Origin of the sequence: Pseudomonas sp. App30, from assembly GCF_047947025.1 — a bacterium.
In the GTDB taxonomy this organism is placed as follows: Bacteria; Pseudomonadota; Gammaproteobacteria; order Pseudomonadales; family Pseudomonadaceae; genus Aquipseudomonas.
This window is the reverse complement of the sequence record NZ_CP133165.1, coordinates 6,419,280-6,435,617: the sequence shown is the minus strand read 5'-3', so window position 1 is coordinate 6,435,617 and position 16,338 is coordinate 6,419,280. Positions and strand designations below refer to the sequence as shown.

Annotated in this window: 13 protein-coding genes; 8 read left to right on the top strand and 5 right to left on the bottom strand. The window is 66.6% G+C overall.

Annotated features, from left to right (window positions below):
* Positions 1-13: 13 nt before the first annotated feature.
* The 3 genes from RAM80_RS29700 to RAM80_RS29690 form a co-directional block, all read right to left on the bottom strand.
* Positions 14-736: a molecular chaperone gene (locus tag RAM80_RS29700; protein ID WP_416423936.1), complete on the bottom strand. Its 723-nt coding sequence runs from the start codon at positions 734-736 to the stop codon at positions 14-16.
* 18 nt (positions 737-754) lie between these two features.
* The gene (locus RAM80_RS29695) at positions 755-1,267 is read right to left on the bottom strand and encodes a spore coat U domain-containing protein (RefSeq protein ID WP_416423935.1); all 513 of its coding nucleotides are present in this window, start codon (positions 1,265-1,267) and stop codon (positions 755-757) included.
* Positions 1,268-1,495: 228 nt separating this feature from the next.
* Entirely contained in the window at positions 1,496-1,807 is a 312-nt protein-coding gene (locus RAM80_RS29690; protein ID WP_416423934.1) for a DUF3077 domain-containing protein, read from the bottom strand.
* Positions 1,808-2,544: 737 nt separating this feature from the next.
* On the opposite strand from RAM80_RS29690, the gene RAM80_RS29685 reads away from it, so the two are divergent.
* The 5 genes from RAM80_RS29685 (at position 2,545) to RAM80_RS29665 (ending at position 10,134) form a co-directional block, all read left to right on the top strand.
* On the top strand, positions 2,545-4,980 hold the full coding sequence (locus tag RAM80_RS29685) for a TonB-dependent receptor plug domain-containing protein (protein ID WP_416423933.1): 2,436 nt from the start codon (positions 2,545-2,547) through the stop codon (positions 4,978-4,980).
* Positions 4,981-5,042: 62 nt separating this feature from the next.
* On the top strand, positions 5,043-6,665 hold the full coding sequence (locus RAM80_RS29680) for an ABC transporter substrate-binding protein (protein WP_416423932.1): 1,623 nt from the start codon (positions 5,043-5,045) through the stop codon (positions 6,663-6,665).
* Complete coding sequence (locus RAM80_RS29675) at positions 6,662-7,618, top strand: ABC transporter permease (protein WP_416423931.1); 957 nt, start codon at positions 6,662-6,664, stop codon at positions 7,616-7,618. The genes RAM80_RS29680 and RAM80_RS29675 overlap by 4 nt, the downstream gene beginning before the upstream one ends.
* Positions 7,619-7,621: 3 nt before the next feature.
* Positions 7,622-8,515 (top strand): ABC transporter permease, encoded by an 894-nt coding sequence (locus RAM80_RS29670; RefSeq protein WP_416423930.1) that lies wholly within the window; start codon positions 7,622-7,624, stop codon positions 8,513-8,515.
* Entirely contained in the window at positions 8,512-10,134 is a 1,623-nt protein-coding gene (locus RAM80_RS29665; protein ID WP_416423929.1) for a dipeptide ABC transporter ATP-binding protein, read from the top strand. Before RAM80_RS29670 ends, RAM80_RS29665 begins: the two co-directional genes overlap by 4 nt.
* 67 nt (positions 10,135-10,201) lie before the next feature.
* On the opposite strand, the gene RAM80_RS29660 is transcribed toward RAM80_RS29665, so the two are convergent.
* Complete coding sequence (locus RAM80_RS29660) at positions 10,202-10,996, bottom strand: exodeoxyribonuclease III (RefSeq protein ID WP_416423928.1); 795 nt, start codon at positions 10,994-10,996, stop codon at positions 10,202-10,204.
* A gap of 290 nt (positions 10,997-11,286) precedes the next feature.
* Here RAM80_RS29660 and RAM80_RS29655 point away from each other — a divergent pair, with 290 nt between their 5' ends.
* The 3 genes from RAM80_RS29655 to RAM80_RS29645 all read left to right on the top strand — a co-directional run bounded on the left by RAM80_RS29655 (position 11,287) and on the right by RAM80_RS29645 (position 15,275).
* Entirely contained in the window at positions 11,287-11,709 is a 423-nt protein-coding gene (locus tag RAM80_RS29655; protein ID WP_416423927.1) for a hypothetical protein, read from the top strand.
* A 132-nt stretch (positions 11,710-11,841) separates the two neighbouring features.
* Positions 11,842-14,322: a DNA ligase D gene (ligD, locus tag RAM80_RS29650; RefSeq protein ID WP_416423926.1), complete on the top strand. Its 2,481-nt coding sequence runs from the start codon at positions 11,842-11,844 to the stop codon at positions 14,320-14,322.
* Positions 14,322-15,275: a DUF72 domain-containing protein gene (locus RAM80_RS29645; protein ID WP_416423925.1), complete on the top strand. Its 954-nt coding sequence runs from the start codon at positions 14,322-14,324 to the stop codon at positions 15,273-15,275. Before ligD ends, RAM80_RS29645 begins: the two co-directional genes overlap by 1 nt.
* Positions 15,276-15,355: 80 nt before the next feature.
* Here the strand turns inward: RAM80_RS29645 and RAM80_RS29640 are convergent, their stop codons facing one another.
* Complete coding sequence (locus tag RAM80_RS29640; RefSeq protein ID WP_416423924.1) at positions 15,356-16,183, bottom strand: Ku protein; 828 nt, start codon at positions 16,181-16,183, stop codon at positions 15,356-15,358.
* Between the last annotated feature and the right edge of the window lie 155 nt (positions 16,184-16,338).

Genomic DNA, 16,338 nt, shown 5'->3' with positions numbered 1-16,338 from the left:
AAGCGCGTCCGCCTCAGCCCTCGCCCGTCACCTTGAAGGTGCTGGGGTGGCCGTCCAGGTTGACCTTGATCAGCAGCGGGCCGTCCAGCCACGCGCCGCCGTCATGGGGCAACGGCCATTGCCGTGCGTGGCCGGCCAGGGCGTAGCCGAGCAGGCCCTTGCTCACCTGCAGGGTCTTGCCGGCGGCGTCCTGCAGGGTCAGCGCGCCGACCTGGGTGTGGCGCTGGCCGCGATTATCCAGGCGCAGCAGCCACTGGCCGTCCTGGCGCAGCACCTGCCAGGCCAGTTGCGGCGCGCCGCTGCTGGCCGGGGCGACGAACACCGGCACCGAATAGCGCATGCGGATGGCCACGCCCACGGGCTTGTCGGTGCCTGGCGGGGGAATTTCGTCAATCAGCAGGCGGTAGCTCTGCTCCACCCCGGGGTTGCCCGGCTGCACCCGCACCAGGCGGATCAACTGCTCGCCGCGCCCGGCCAGTTGGATGATCGGCGGGCTGGCCACCACCTCGGGGCTGGCGCTGAGCACGTCGCCGTTGGCGTCCTGGTCCCAGCGGAACACCCGCACCTGGCCGTACACCGGAGCATCGCCGGGGTTGTGCAGCGACAGCCCGGCGGCGTTCTGGCCGGGCACGAAGTCGATTTTTACCGGCGCCACCTGCAGCGTCGCCCCCTGGGCCTGGGTGATCAGGCACGCGGCCAACAGCGGGCCGCACAGCATCCTGTGCAAGCATTCCATGCTCAAGTACTCCGCCCGTCAGAAGTAGACCGTGGCCGTGACCGTCGAATTGTAGGTGTCGGGGGTGGGGGTGGTCTGGGTCGGCACCTGGCCGTACACAGTCAGGCTTTGGGCGCTGCCGGTGCCCGTGCCGGCCACCGTATCGGTGCCCTGGGTGTTGCCCCAGTTGGTGCTCAGGGCCGAGTCCTGCATCAGCTTGTACGACACCGTGCTGGTGGTGTTGCCGGTGGTGGTGCCGGCCATCAGCCGCGTGGTGGTGGTGGAACTGGTGACGCCGCCGGCGTTGAGGCCGATGTTGTACGGCGTGCTGTTGCTGCAGGTGACCGACAGCGTGGTGCTGCCAGTGACGGCCGTGCTGAGCAGGCCGCTGCTGCCGAAGGCCAGGGCATTGGCCGACACCGTGCAGCTGGCGGTGATGGTCAGCGACACCAGGAAGGTGGCGGTCGCCGTGCCGTTGGAATAAGTCGCCGCCTGCCCGGGCAGGACGGTCACGCTCAACAACAATCCGAGTGCAGCGGCCAATCCTTTCATGGTGCCTCCCGCGGGGGATCTGTGGGTCCTTCACGGCACGACTATGCGCCTGCGGGAGGCGTGGGAGTATTTCGACTTTGTAGCGGTGTGTAGAGGTAATGGCGCATGCCACCTGAACCGCGTCGGGGCCGGACGCGGCCTGGCGGCCGCTGCTACACGTCAACCCCGTAGCAGCTGCCGCAGGCGGCGTCCACAGACGATGCAGTGCGCCTTGCAGCGGCTACGCGTTCACGGCGTGGTCAATGACCGGAATCGATTGGCCGCCGCGCTACCACCGATGAGAGCATCAGCCAGTGCCTTGGCTGATTCGACCGAGTGCAACGTGGCCCACAGCAAACCACTGTGGTCGATACCGTAATCCCCTAATTCCTCTGCAGAGGCGGTGGCACACTTGAGCAGGTGGGATATCTGCACCAGTGCATCATTAATGGGGATGCCCGCCCGCACGGTGTAGAAAGGCAAGGCATGCGAGTCAAGATCGCCGAAGGCGGTGCAGGCGGTTGCGCGCAGTTGCGAAGGTGTGTCTGATTCAAATGTCATGGCAGCGTCCTGGGTGAAACATGGACCGCCGCATCGCTACCAAACGATGGGTGGCGGCTGTAAGCAGGTTGGTAGACCGGTCACCAGGCTTCCGGCGCACACGAATGTGCCCTGCGTACAGCCGCCATGTCGCGCGGTGCTGTACGCCTGATGAACGGGCTACCAAACCCGATCGCTGTCCTTCAGCGACGGCAGCAGGGTATGCGCGCCCATCAGGCACCACAAGACGCAGAGGACCTTACCCGAGCAAATCAGAAATGTCCTACGTTGGGGACTACAGAAGCTGTAGCGAAATGTGTCGTAGCAGCGGCCGCAGGCCGCGTCCTGGCTCCATGGTGGCCCTGGAAGCGCATGCCTTGGTTTATCCGGCGCGTTCGAGATCGAGCGCCGCCCGCGCGGCGCATCGCGAGCAAGCTCGGCTCCTACAGTTTGTCGCAGCGTGCCATGTCCTGATAGGTCGGTGTTGCCCGCCTTGTTTGTAAGGGGGAGAGCAGCAGTGCGCCACTGGATGAAAACCTGCCCAACCAGTCAAAACATTACAAATATTCATAACATAAAATATACGTCATACAACAAACGAATAATATCAATATACCAAAATAGAATTTCCGTTGCGTTTGTTATGAAAATACTATCAACCCAAGACGACACACACGCCGTCCCACACCATCGAATTCAGGAATGGAACCTGTACCCATACCACGGGCCAGTGCCAGCTTTAATGGACATCGCCCGCTATGCTGCCTTCGTATTTCCCCAAGCCCGCCCGCACCTTCCCGCTCTCGACCCTGACGGTGTCGGTGCTGCTGGCCGCCGCGCCCCTGGCCCGTGCCGCCAGCACTGACCCGCAACTGCAGACCGTCACGGTCACCGCCGCGCCGGAGGCTGCCCGCGCGCAGCAGCGCACGGTGGTGAACAGTTCGGCGCCCATCGACATCATCAGCAACGACGCCCTGGTAAAGACCGGCCGCGCGGAGCTGTCCGAGGCCATCGCCAAGCTGCTGCCCTCGTTCACCTTCGGCACCAACATCGCCGGCTTCAACTCCACCACCCGCCCGCTGAGCAACCGCGGCATGGGCCCGGAGTACACCCTGGTGCTGGTCAACGGCAAGCGCCGGCACCTGGGCGCGGCCATCCAGAACGGCTCCACCGACAACAGCGGCGCCAACGTCGTCGACATCGACATGATCCCCATCAGCGCCATCGACCACATCGAGGTGCTGAAGGACGCCGCTGCGGCGCGTTATGGCGCCGATGCGGTGGCCGGGGTGGTGAACATCATCCTCAAGGACCAGGACGCGGGCGGGCATATCGAAACCAGCTATGGCGAACTGTTCTCCGGCCAGGGCGCGACCAAGAAGATCGCCGCCGACGAGGGCTTCAAGCTGGGTGACGGCGGCTTCCTGCACCTGTCAGCCGACGCCCGCAAGCGCGACTACGCGCAATGGGACGGCAAGGCCGACAGCAGCGTCATTGCCTACAACGACCCGGCCAAGCAGGCAGCGTGGGACCGGGTGGCGATCAAGAACGGCGACCCTGAGCTCAAGGCCTTCAATGTCGGCTACAACGCCGAGCTGCCAGTGAACAACGCGACCCTGTACTCGTTCGGCACCTACGGCGAACGCAAGGCGGTGATCCAGAACTACTACCGCTTCCCCAACGGCACCGCCTCGGTGCCGGAGATTTTCCCCGACGGCTACTACCCGGTGAACAACCTGCGCGACATCGACTACCAGTTCGTGTTCGGCGGCAAGGGCGACGTCGGCGGCTGGAACTACGACCTGAGCACCAGCTACGGCCGCGACACCCTCAAGTACTCCAGCGAACTGAACCTCAACCCGTCGCTGGGCACCGACTCGCCCACCAGCTTCGGCAACCTGGCCACCTTCCGCTCGGACCAGTGGGTGAACAACCTCGACCTCAGCCGCCGCTTCGACAACCCGTTCAACCTGGGCGTGCCGGTGACCGTGTCCACCGGCATCGAGCACAAGTGGGAGCGCTTCAGCACCTTCGCAGGCTCAGCCGACTCCTACGAGACCGGCACCTACAACGCCGCCAGCGGCGCCCAGGCCTCGGTGATCATTCGCCCGCAGGATGAGGTGGACCTGATCCGCAACACCTACGCCAGCTACCTGGACCTGGGCTTCGACCTGACCAGCCGCTGGTACGCCGACATCGCCGCGCGGGTGGAGCATTACGACGACTACTCGGGCAACAAGCTGGGGCTGAAATTCAACAGCCGCTACACGCTCACCGACACCGTGGCCGTGCGCGGCACCATAGGCACCGGCGTGCGCGCGCCGTCGCTGACCCAAGAGGGCTACACCACCACCGACAGCCGGGTGAACACCGACGTCAACGGCAACGTGGTGCCCGCCACCACCCGCCTCACCCCGGCCGGCAGCAGCCTGGCCAAGGCGTTGGGCGGCAGCGACCTGAAACCCGAAAAATCGCAGAACGTGGGCCTGGGCATCACCTGGCAGCCGGCGCCGCGCACCAGCGTCACCGCCGACGCCTACGTGGTCGACATCCAGAACCGCATCGCCCTGACCAGCGCCATCTACGACCACGGCGACGGCGTGGTCAACAGCATCCTCGCCTCCCAGGGCGTCACCAGCGGCACCTGGGTGGACTACTACACCAACGCCTTCGACACCCGCACCCGCGGCCTCGACGTGGTGGCCGACCACACCACGCCGTTCGGCCAGTACGGCGACGTGCGCTGGAGCGCAGCGTTCAACTACAACAAGACAACCATCATGGACGCCAAGGACACCCCGGCCTCCCTGGCCGCGGCAGGCGTTACCCTGGTGGGCCGCAACCGCGAGGGCGACCTCACCGAGGCGCTGCCCAAGACCAAATGGATACTGGGCGCCAACTGGAAGGTGGGCAACTGGAACACCAACCTCAGCACCACCCGCTACGGCTCGGTGTCGACCCTGGCAGTGAATGAAAGCGGCGACCGCAGCTTCGGCGCCAAATGGATCACCGACCTGGACGTGAGCTACACCTTCTTCGACCACCTGACCCTGAGCCTGGGTGGCAGCAACATCTTCGACGTGCGCCCCGACAAGAACGCCGTGTACAGCAGCCTGGGCCTGGCGCCCTACGGCAACCCGCCGTTCTACCCCGGTGGCGGCTCCTGGTACACCAAGCTCGCCTACGACTTCTGACCCCACTGCGGCTGCACCGCCCCCCGGCGCTGCGGCCCTTTCCTGCTGACGAGGCACCGCCCATGAAGCTGCAACGAACCCTGGCCAGCGCGGCCATCCTCCTGGCCCTGGGCCTGGCCGGCTGCGGCCCGTCGCACCCCGACGCCCAGGCCGCCAGCACCCTGAAAATCGCCTTCTTCGGCGACAACACGCAACTGGTCAGCCTCGACCCCTTCCAGGTCTACTGGCTGGAACACCGGGTGGTGCTGCGCAACGTGGTGGAGTCGCTGACTGACCAGGACCCCAGCACCGGCGCCATCATCCCCTGGCTGGCCGACAGCTGGGACATCAGCCCTGACGCCCGCGAATACACCTTCCACCTGCGCAAGGGCGTGACCTTCAGCAACGGCGAGGCCTTCGACGCCCAGGCGGTGAAAACTGCCTTCGACAGCGACAAGGCCTTCGCCGCCGAGCTGCCCAGCGTGTTCGGCGCCACCTACCTGACCGGCTACGACCACGCCGACATCATCGACCCGCAGACCATCAAGCTGGTGCTGAGCACGCCCAACGCAGGTTTCCTGCAGGCCACCTCCACCACCAACCTGGCCATCCTGGCGCCCGAGTCGTACCGCAAGAGCGCCAAGGAGCGCTCGCTGGGCGCGATCATCGGCACCGGGCCGTTCGTGCTGCAGCACTACACCCCCGAGACCGGCCTGCGCCTGGAGCGCCGCAAGGGTTATGCCTGGGCCTCGGCCAACGTGCAGAACAAGGGCGAGTCGCACCTGGCGGCCATCGACGTCAGCTACATCCCCGAGGAAAGCGTGCGCAACGGCCAGTTCGTGCAGGGCAAGGTCGACATCCTGTGGCCGCGCAACCCGTTCTCCGACGTCGACCTGAAGCTGTTCGAGAGCAAGCAGGCCACCATCCAGAGCCGCTCGCTGCCGGGCCCGGCGTGGAACCTGTACCCCAACACCCGCGGCGGGCGCATCCTCGCCGACGCCGACGTGCGCCTGGCCGTGCAGAAGGCCATCGACCGCAAGAGCTACGCCAGCACCGTCTACAGCCCGCAGTTCCCGGTGGTGGACGGCGTGTACGACGTGACCACGCCCTACTTCCGCAGCCAGGGCGACAAGCTGGCCTACGACCCGCAAGGCGCCGCGCAACTGCTGGACAAAGCCGGCTGGACGCTGGGCGCCGACGGCTACCGCACCAAGGATGGCAAGCGCCTGAGCCTGGTTTACAACATCCCGGCCAAGGAAACCGCCGGCGACGTGCTGATCCAGGACCAGCTGCGCAAGGCCGGCATCGAGTTGAAACTGAAAGTGCAGACCACCGCCGAGTGGTTCAACACCAACGCCTCGGGCAACTACGACCTGACGTTCTCGTACATGACCCGCGCCGACCCGATCGTGCTGCAGACCATCCTCGACCCGCGCAGCGCCAACGCCTCCACCCTGGCCACCAACGTCTACCCGCCGGCGGTGCTGCCCCAGGCCCAGCGCCTGTTCGACCAGGGCCTGACCGCCACCGCCAGCGACCAGCGTGCCCAGGCCTACGGCCAGCTGCAGGACCTGCTGATTGACCAGGGCTCGGCCATTCCAGTGTTCGAACGGGTGTGGCAAGCCGCCACCGCGCCACGGGTGCACAACTTCCGCTGGAGCGCCGAAGGCTTCGCCTTCCTCAATGACATCGAGGTGACCCCATGAGCACGAACCGCTACCTCGCCGGGCGCATCGGCCAGGCGCTGCTGGTGCTGTGGGGCGCCTACACCATCACCTACTTCATCCTCTATTTGCTGCCCGGCGACCCGCTGTCGATCATGCTCAGCGCCTCGGGCATGGAAGTGGACTCGCTGTCGCCGGCACAACTGGCCAAGGCCCGTGCCTATTACGGCCTGGACCAGGGCCTGGTGGAGCGCTACCTGCACCTGCTGTGGGGCGTGCTGCACGGCGACCTGGGCCAGTCGCTGACCCTGAACCGACCGGTGACCGCAGTGTTGGCCGAGCGCCTGCCGCAGACCCTGGCGCTGGCCGGCAGCGCTATCGCCCTGTCGCTGCTGGGCGGCATCGGCCTGGCCTACCTGACCGCCTACGTGCGCTGGCAACCGCTGAAGACCGCCCTGGCGCGGCTGCCGGCGCTGGGCTTCTCGGTGCCGGTGTTCTGGATGGGCCTGCTGCTGATCCAGGTGTTCGCCTTCAGCCTGGGCTGGTTCCCTTCCACCGGCAGCGACGGCGTGCAAAGCCTGGTGCTGCCAGCCGTGACCCTGGCCATCCCCAGCGCCGCGGTGTACGCCCAGGTGCTGCAGCGCGGCTTCCTCGAGGTGTGGCGCGAGCCGTACATCCTCACCGCCTGGGCCAAGGGCCTGAGCCGTGGCCAGGTGCAGGCGCGCCACGGCCTGCGCAACGCCGCGCTGCCGCTGCTGACGCTGATCGGCCTGCAGGTGGGCAACACCGTCAGCGGTGCGGTGCTGGTGGAAACCATCTTCGCCCGCAACGGCGTCGGCCGGCTGGTGCAGGACGCCGTGCTGCGCCAGGACATCCCCGTGGTGCTGGCGGTGGTGACCGTGTCCGCCGCCGCCTTCGTGGTGGTGAACCTGCTGGTGGACCTGCTGTACCCGATTCTCGACCCGCGTATCAGCCATTCGCCCAAGGTGACCTGACCCATGACCACCCTCGAACGTGCCCTCGCCCCCGCCCTCACCGCTGCCGACCACTGGCAGCCGCGCGGCCGCCTGCGCCGCAGCCTCGACGTGGCGCTGCCGCTGCTGCGCCGCCCCGGCTTCGTGCTGGCCGCTCTGCTGGTGCTTTTCACCCTGCTGGCCGCCGCCGCGCCCTGGCTGTTCAGCAACCTCGACCCGTACGCCACGGCGCCGGCGGCCAAGCTGCTGCCGCCGGGCGCCGGCCATTGGCTGGGCACCGACGAACTGGGCCGCGACCTGTATACCCGGCTTCTTTACGGTTCGCGCCTGTCGGTACTGGCGGCGCTGCTGGCGGTGGGCCTGGCGCTGGTGTGCGGGCTGGGCCTGGGCATTGTCGCCGGCTTCATTGGCGGCCGCAGCGATGCAGTGATCATGCGCCTGATCGACGTGATGCTGGCGCTGCCCGGCCTGTTGCTGGCGCTGGCGATCGTCACCGCCATCGGCTTCGGCACCCTGCCGGTGGCCATCGCCGTGGGCGTGGGCATCATCCCCGGTTTCGCCCGCACCACCCGCGCCGAAGTGCTGCGGGTCAAGACCCTGCCCTACGTGGAAGCCGCGCGCCTGGGCGGCGCCAGCTGGACCCGCACCCTGCTGCGCCACGTGCTGCCCAACGCCTGGGGGCCGGTGGCGGTGCTCGCCACCCTGGACTTTGGCGCCGCCATCCTCGCCACCGCCGGCCTCAGTTTCCTCGGCTTCGGCGCCCAGCCACCTGCGGCGGAATGGGGCACGCTGATCGCCAACGGCCGCCAGTTCCTGATGACTGCACCCTGGGTGTCGCTGCTGCCAGGGCTGGTGGTGGTGCTGGTGGTGTTCAGCCTCAACCATATCGCCCGCACCTTCGAGGAAAGCCAACGATGAGCGCGCTGATCGATATACACAACCTGAGCGTCAGCTACCACAACGGCGGGCGGGTGAAAGAGGCCGTGCGCGGCGTGTCCTTCAGCCTGCAACCGGGCGAGACCCTGGCCATCGTCGGCGAGTCCGGGTCGGGCAAGACCACCCTGGCCAGCGCCCTGCTGGGCCTGCTGCCCGCCGGCGCCCGGGTGGTAGGGGGCAGCCTGCACGTGGGTGGCAACGACATCAGCCATGCCAGCGAGCGGGTCCGCCGCCAGCTGCGCGGGCGCTTTATCGGCCTGGTGCCGCAAGACCCGATGGTCAGCCTCAACCCCACCCTGAGCATCGGCAAGCAGATCGGCGAAAGCCTGATCCTGGCCCACGGCGGCCGCCGCTACCCGGCGCTGGACGCCGACGTGCTGGAGCTGCTGGGCCAGGTGGGCCTGGACAACCCTCAATTGCGCGCCCGCCAGTACCCCCATGAGCTGTCAGGCGGCATGCGCCAGCGCGTGCTGATTGCCATCGCCCTGGCCGGCAACCCCAGGGTGATCATCGCCGACGAACCCACCAGCGCCCTGGACGTGACCGTGCAGCGGCGCATCCTCGACCACCTGGAGCAGCTGGTGCAGGACCGCGGCATCTCGCTGATCATCATCACCCACGACCTGGGCGTGGCCGCCGACCGCGCCGACCGGGTGCTGGTGATGAAGGACGGCGCGCTGGTGGAGCAAGGCCCGGCGCGGCAGGTGCTGTCGGCGCCCAGCCAGCCCTACACCCGCGACCTGCTGGCCGCCGCCCCGGCGTTCGGCCAGGGCCAGCAGCCACTGCCGCTGCCGGCGCCCACCGCCGCGCCGCTGCTGAGCCTGCACGGCGTGGGCAAGCACTACCGGCCCGGTGGCCAGGGCCAGCCGTTCCAGGCATTGAAGGGCCTGAGCCTGGACCTGTACCCGGGGCAGACCCTGGCCATCGTCGGCGAATCGGGGTCGGGCAAAAGCACCAGCCTGCGCATCGCCCTGGGCCTGGAGCCGCCCAGCGAGGGCCGGGTGCGCTTCGCCGGCCAGGACGTGACCGACCTGACCTGGCAGCAGTTCCGGCCGCTGCGCCAGCGCATCCAGCTGGTGCAGCAGAACCCCTTCGCCTCGCTGAACCCGCGGTTCACGATCTACGAAAGCGTGGTGGAGCCGCTGCTGTCCTTCGGCGTGCGCGACAAGGCGGCGCTGCACCAGGCGGCGCGGCAACTGATGGAGCAGGTGCAATTGCCCGCAAGCTTCCTCGACCGCCTGCCGCGCGAGCTGTCCGGCGGCCAGCGCCAGCGCGTGGCGATTGCCCGGGCGCTGGCACTGAAACCCGACCTGTTGCTGCTGGACGAGCCGGTGTCGGCGCTGGACGTGTCGGTGCAGGCGCAGATCCTCGACCTGCTGCGCAGCCTGCAGGCGGAGTTGGGCGTGGCCTACGTGCTGGTGTCCCACGACCTGGCGGTGGTGCAGAGCCTGGCCCATGAGGTGGTGGTGCTGCGCCAGGGGCTGGTGGTGGAACAAGGGCCGGCGAGCAAGGTGCTGCACAGGCCGGCGCATGCCTATACCCGGGAGTTGCTGGAGGCGATTCCGGGACGCCCCCGTAGGAGCCGCACTTGCGCGCGATGAGGCCGACCCTGGAAAACCGCGTCGCCTGCATCGCGACCAAGGTCGGCTCCTACGGGGACGTCCCGCCTCAACGCCGCTTGCGGGTGCCCAACTCGATCCACGTCGGCGCATGGTCGCTGGCGTGCTCCTCATTGCGCACCCAGGCATCCACCCCCGCATTCTTCAGGTAAGGCGCCATCGCCGGGTTCAGCAGCAGGTGGTCAATGCGCAACCCGCAGTTGCGTGGCCAGTGTTGGCGGAAGTAATCCCAGAACGTATACACCCGCTCCTCCGGGTACAGGTGCCGCAGCGCATCGGTCCAGCCCTGGGCCAGCAGCCGCTCGAAACAGGCGCGGCTCTCGGGCTGCAGCAAGGCATCCTTGAGCCACGACTTGGGGTTGTAGATGTCGGAATCGGTGGGCACCACGTTGTAATCCCCGGCCAGCACCACCGGGTGCTCGCTGCCCTGCAACTGCGCGGCGTGGGCGATCAGGCGTTCGAACCACGCCAGCTTGTAGGCAAACTTCGGCCCCGGCTGCGGGTTGCCGTTGGGCAGGTACAAGCAACCCACCAGCACCCCGTGCACCGCCGCCTCCAGGTAGCGGCTCTGGCTGTCGCTGGCGTCCCCCGGCAAGCCACGGCGTGATTCCAGCGGCTCGGCATCGCGGGCGAGGATGGCCACGCCGTTCCACGACGGCTGGCCGTGGTGCAGACAGCCGTAGCCGATGGCTTCGAAATCGGCGGCGGGGAACTGTGCATCCGTGGCTTTCAGCTCCTGCAGGCAGGCAATATCCGGGCGTTCGCGTTCCAGCCAGTGCAGCAAGTTGGGCAGCCGCGCGCGCAGGCCGTTGATGTTGAAGGTGGCGATTTTCAGGGCTTTCATGGGGGGCTCCCAGGATAGGCAATGTGCCCGGACGCAGCCTCCGGCAGCTGCTACAGGTTTTTGTAGCAGCGGCCGCCAGGCCGCGTCACGGGCAACCCAGGCATTTCGAGCACCACGCAGGTCAAACGTTCCTTTGAACGGCATTTGCCATGCACTTGAATGTTAAAAAAACCAACCACGGCAACTGTCATTTCTGTCAGTTGTGGGGAAATTGCCACGGCGTGACCATGAACCAACTGAGCCCAACAAAGCTCGGCTTACAGCCAACCCATCGGATCATCAGGTGCCCCATGACAACTAAAACTACCGTAGCTTTTCCTATTTACGGCAACATCACCATTGACTATTCCCTTGCTGGTACATCCCGGCACCTCGACTTCACTTCCGCAAGATCTGCCGATTTCGATGTATTCAACTGGGTCAATGGCGAGACCTACCTGGGAGGGCCCGGAATTGATCCGGAATGGTCGATTTCATTCACGTTCCCCAAGGCCACAGGCCACTACGAAATAGCCCACGATGGATATACAGGCGGTAGTTTGCGTAACATCAAAACCGGCCTTGTACTCCCTTTCACCACTGGCACCATCGAGGTAACCCAGTACGTCGCAGATACAACTGTACGCGGGCGCCTGACCAACATTGGAAGCTCAAGCGATAGCACGTTCCTTATTTCCTCCGGCGTGTTCTCCTTCGCCGTTGCCAGCAAGTAATTCCCCCAGCAGAAAGCCGCTCCTCCAAAAGCCAGGCAGCGGCAATCTGCTGCCCCCCGTCCCCCCCGTTGAACTCTCCCCCACCCGCCCCCTCCCACCTTGTAGACACCCGCACGTTCCGGAGCCCCTGCCATGGCCGCTAGACCGCTCGAACACTACCAGCAAAAGCGCAATTTCGACGCCACCCCCGAGCCCAGCGGCAAGGCCACCCGGCGCAGCAAGGGCCATGCGCTGCAGTTCTGCATCCAGAAGCACGACGCCAGCCACCTGCACTACGACTTCCGCCTGGAACTGGACGGCACCCTGAAAAGCTGGGCGCTGCCCAAGGGCCCGTCGCTGGACCCGAAGGTGCGGCGCCTGGCGGTGCATGTGGAAGACCACCCGCTGGACTACGCCAGTTTCGAAGGGCATATCCCCGAAGGGCACTACGGCGCCGGCGACGTGATCGTGTGGGACCGTGGCGTATGGATTCCCGAGGGCGACCCGCAGCAAAGCTATGACAAGGGCAAGCTGCGCTTCCGTTTGCAGGGCGAGAAGCTGTCGGGCATCTGGAACCTGTTTCGCACCCACCTGGCCGGCAAGAAAGAACAGTGGCTGCTGATCAAGTCGGCGGACGCCGAGGCCCGCCCGGAAGCCGAATTCGACATCGTCCAGGCCGCCCCCGACAGCGTGCTCAGCGACCGCACGCTGATTCCCAAGGCGGCCAGGAAACCAGCCAAGCCGGCAAAAAAACCCAAGGCTGCGCTGAGCCATGCGCCCAAGGCCGCCCTGCCCGCCACCCTCACCCCGCAGCTGGCGACGCTGATCGAGTCACCGCCCAGCGGCGACTGGCTGTACGAAATCAAGTTCGACGGCTACCGGGTGATGGCGCGCATCGACGGCGCCAAGGTCACCCTGTTCACCCGCAACGGCAAGGACTGGACCGCGAAGATGCCCAGCCAGGCCAAGGCCCTGGCCGCCCTGGGCCTTGAGTCCGCCTGGCTGGACGGCGAGATGGTGGTGGCCAACGCCGACGGCGTGTCCGACTTCCAGGCCCTGCAGAACGCCTTCGACGACGGCAGCGACGAGGCCATCGTCTATTACCTGTTCGACCTGCCCTACCTCAACGGCCACGACCTGCGCCAGTGCCCGCTGCAGGAGCGCCGCGCCGCCCTGGCCGCCGTGCTGGAGCACAACGATGCGCCGCAACTGCGCTACTCCGAGGGTTTCGACCAACCGGTCGATTCCCTGCTGGCCAGCGCCTGCCAGATGGACATGGAAGGCCTGATCGGCAAGCGCCTGGGCAGCCTCTACAGCGGCAAGCGCAGCAGCGACTGGATCAAGCTCAAGTGCAAGCAGCGCCAGGAGTTCGTGATCGTCGGCTACACCGACCCCAAGGGCAGCCGCAGCGGTTTCGGCGCGCTGCTGCTGGGCCTGCATGACGCCGACAGCGGCGCGCTGCGCTACGCCGGCAAGGTCGGCACCGGCTTCAACGCCGCCACCCTGGCCAGCATCCTCCAGCGCCTGAAGCCGCTGGCCACCGGCAAGCCGCAGGTCAGCAACGCCCCCACCGGCGGCCAAGCCCGCGACGTGCACTGGCTCAAGCCGCAGCTGCTGGCCGAGGTCGCCTACGCGCAGATGACCCGCGACGGCGTGGTGCGCCACTCGGTGTTCCATGGCCTGCGCGACGACAAGCCGGCCAAGGCTATTGCCCAGGAGAAACCCGTGACAGCCGCCAAGGTTAAAACCCGCACCTCCTCCAGCCGCGATACCCTGCGCCTGACCCACCCCGACCGCGTCATCGACGCCAGCAGCGGCGCCACCAAGCGCGACCTCGCCGAGTACTACGCCCAGGTGGCGCCGTGGATCGAGCCGCACCTCAAGGACCGCCCCGTGGCCCTGGTACGCGCCCCGGAAGGCCTGGCTGGCGAGCTGTTCTTCCAGAAGAACGCCGGGCACCTGGACATCCCCGGCCTGGTCAGCGATGAGGCCGCCGGGCAGTCGGTGATCATCATCAACCGCGCCGACGCGCTGCTGGGTGCGGTGCAGATGAACACCCTGGAGCTGCACACCTGGAACACCACCCGCACGAACTACGACAAACCCGACCGTTTCATCCTCGACCTTGACCCGGACCCGGCGCTGCCGTGGAAAAGCATGCTCGAAGCCACCCAGCTGACCCTGACCCTGCTAGACGAACTGGGCCTGGCCGCCTTCCTCAAGACCAGTGGCGGCAAGGGCATGCACATTGTGGTGCCGCTGACCCGCCGTGCCAGCTGGGACGAGGTCAAGGACTTCAGCCACGCCATCGTCAAGCACCTGGCCGACCTGCTGCCCGACCGCCTCACCGCCGTGTCGGGGCCGAAGAACCGCGTGGGGCGGATCTTCATCGACTACCTGCGCAACACCCGTGGCGCCACCACCGCCTGCGCCTACTCGGTGCGCGCCCGCGAAGGCCTGCCGGTGTCGGTGCCGATCCATCGCGACGAGCTCACCGAGCTCAAGGGTGCCAACCAGTGGACCCTGTTCAACCTGGCCGAGCGCCTGGCCGACCTTGATGACCCCTGGGCCGACTACGCCAGCACCAAACAGTCGATCACCGCGGCCTTGCGCAAGCGCCTGGGCGTGCACTGATGGCCAGGGCTACGGTGCACATCGGCATCTCCGGCTGGCGCTACACCCCGTGGCGCGGCGACTTCTACGCCGAAGGCCTGAAGCAGAAGGACGAGCTGCACTTCGCCTCCCGCGCCGTCAGCAGCATCGAGATCAACGGCACCTTCTACGCCCTGCAACGGCCCGAACGCTTCGCCCAATGGGCCGCCGAGACGCCAGAGGGTTTCCTGTTCAGCGTCAAGGGCCCGCGCTACATCACCCACACCAGACGCCTGCACGACATCGACGAGGCCCTGGCCAATTTCTTCGCGTCCGGGCCGTTGTCGCTGGGCGACCGGCTGGGGCCGATGCTGTGGCAGTTCCCGCCCAACCTGCGTTTCGACGCCGGGCTGTTCGACGCCTTCATGGCGCAGCTGCCGCGCACCGGCAAACAGTTGCTCGACCAGGCCCGCCACTGCGCCGAACGCCTGCAACGCCCGGGGTACCTGGACGGTAACCCGCAACAACGCCTGCGCCACGCCATCGAGATTCGCCACGAGAGCTTCGTCGACCCCGCCTTCGTCGCCCTGCTGCGTAAACACGACGTGGCCTTGGTGGTGGCCGACGCGGCGCGTAAATGGCCGCGGGTGCAGGACGTGACCAGCGACTTCATTTACCTGCGCCTGCACGGTGACAAGAAGCTCTACGCCAGCGGTTATTCGGACGCGGCGCTGGAGCAGTGGCGCAAGCGCATCATGGCCTGGAAGCGCGGCGCGCAGCCTGGGGATGCCGAGCTGATCGACACGCGCGTTGCGCCGCCCAAGGCCAGCGTGCGGGAGGTGTTCTGCTACTTCGACAACGACATCAAGGTGCGCGCGCCCTACGACGCGCGGCGCTTGCTGGCGCTGCTGAAACTGGACAAGAACCTGCAAACCACCCCCGGCGAACTTCCCGCCGATTTTCACTGGCAACCGCGTCGCCTGCATCGCGACTAAAGTCGGCTCCTACCACGGACGGCGTAGGAGCCGACTTAAGTCGCGATGCAGGCGACCCGATGTAATGTCGGACGTAGCTATCAGGAGGCTTTTTTGCTGGCGCGTTTGGGCGCCGGTTTTTTTCCGGCCAGGCTGCGCTTGAGCAGGTCGGTCAGGTCGAGGATGTCCGCGCCTTTCTGCTCGCCCTGTTCGTCCACCGAGGTCACGGTGGCGATCTTGCCCTTGCTGGCCTTCTCTTCCACCAGGTCCATGATGGTCTGCTTGAAGTCGTCCTGGTACTCCTCGGGCGTCCAACTGCCACTCATGTCCTCCACTAGGCGCTTGGCCATCTGCAGTTCACGCTTGTCGATCTTCGCCTCGGTGACACTGCTGTCCAGCTCCAGCCCTTCCAGCCCACGCACCTGGCTCGGCCAGCGCAGGGTGATCATCACCAGCGCGTCCTCCAGCGGGCGGATCAGCGCCAGGTGCTGCTGGGTGTGCAGCACCACCCGCGCCAGGGCCACCTTGCCAGTGCTGTCCAGGGTCTGGCGCAGCAGCGCGTAGACCTTGCCGCCGCGCTTGTCCGGGGCCAGGTAGTACGGGGTCTCGAAGGCCTGCAGGGGGATTTCGCCGGCGGTCACGAACGAGAAGATATCGATGGTCTGGGTGGCTTCCGGGCGCGCCTTGCGGATCTCCTCCTCGCTGATCACCACGTAGCGGCCTTTCTCGTATTCCACGCCCTTGACGATGTTGTCCTTGTCGATGTCCTTGCCGGTGACCTTGTTGATGCGCTTGTAGCCCACCGGGTCCATGCTGCGCTTGTCCAGCCAGTCGAAATCGATGCGCTCGCTGGACACGGCCGTGGTCAGCGCCACGGGGATGTGCACCAGGCCGAAGCTGATGGCGCCTTTCCAGATGGCTCTAGCCATGGTTGACCTCCTGCAGGGCCCGCGGGTGGGCCTATAGAAAGACTGACTACACGGTGCACGGAAGGTTTAGTCGGGGGGGGGGGCCAGGACGCGGCCTGCGGCCGCTGCTACAGGCCGGTGCGGTTACCAATCGCCCCAAAATGGGGAAGCGCCGC

Coding starts and splice junctions, on each gene's coding strand:
- RAM80_RS29690 (WP_416423934.1), bottom strand. CDS start 1,807: ATGACATTTGAATCAGACACACCTTCGCAACTGCGCGCAACCGCCTGC.
- RAM80_RS29680 (WP_416423932.1), top strand. CDS start 5,043: ATGAAGCTGCAACGAACCCTGGCCAGCGCGGCCATCCTCCTGGCCCTG.
- RAM80_RS29640 (WP_416423924.1), bottom strand. CDS start 16,183: ATGGCTAGAGCCATCTGGAAAGGCGCCATCAGCTTCGGCCTGGTGCAC.
- RAM80_RS29695 (WP_416423935.1), bottom strand. CDS start 1,267: ATGAAAGGATTGGCCGCTGCACTCGGATTGTTGTTGAGCGTGACCGTC.
- RAM80_RS29660 (WP_416423928.1), bottom strand. CDS start 10,996: ATGAAAGCCCTGAAAATCGCCACCTTCAACATCAACGGCCTGCGCGCG.
- RAM80_RS29675 (WP_416423931.1), top strand. CDS start 6,662: ATGAGCACGAACCGCTACCTCGCCGGGCGCATCGGCCAGGCGCTGCTG.
- RAM80_RS29685 (WP_416423933.1), top strand. CDS start 2,545: ATGCTGCCTTCGTATTTCCCCAAGCCCGCCCGCACCTTCCCGCTCTCG.
- RAM80_RS29645 (WP_416423925.1), top strand. CDS start 14,322: ATGGCCAGGGCTACGGTGCACATCGGCATCTCCGGCTGGCGCTACACC.
- RAM80_RS29670 (WP_416423930.1), top strand. CDS start 7,622: ATGACCACCCTCGAACGTGCCCTCGCCCCCGCCCTCACCGCTGCCGAC.
- RAM80_RS29665 (WP_416423929.1), top strand. CDS start 8,512: ATGAGCGCGCTGATCGATATACACAACCTGAGCGTCAGCTACCACAAC.
- RAM80_RS29655 (WP_416423927.1), top strand. CDS start 11,287: ATGACAACTAAAACTACCGTAGCTTTTCCTATTTACGGCAACATCACC.
- RAM80_RS29700 (WP_416423936.1), bottom strand. CDS start 736: ATGGAATGCTTGCACAGGATGCTGTGCGGCCCGCTGTTGGCCGCGTGC.
- ligD (WP_416423926.1), top strand. CDS start 11,842: ATGGCCGCTAGACCGCTCGAACACTACCAGCAAAAGCGCAATTTCGAC.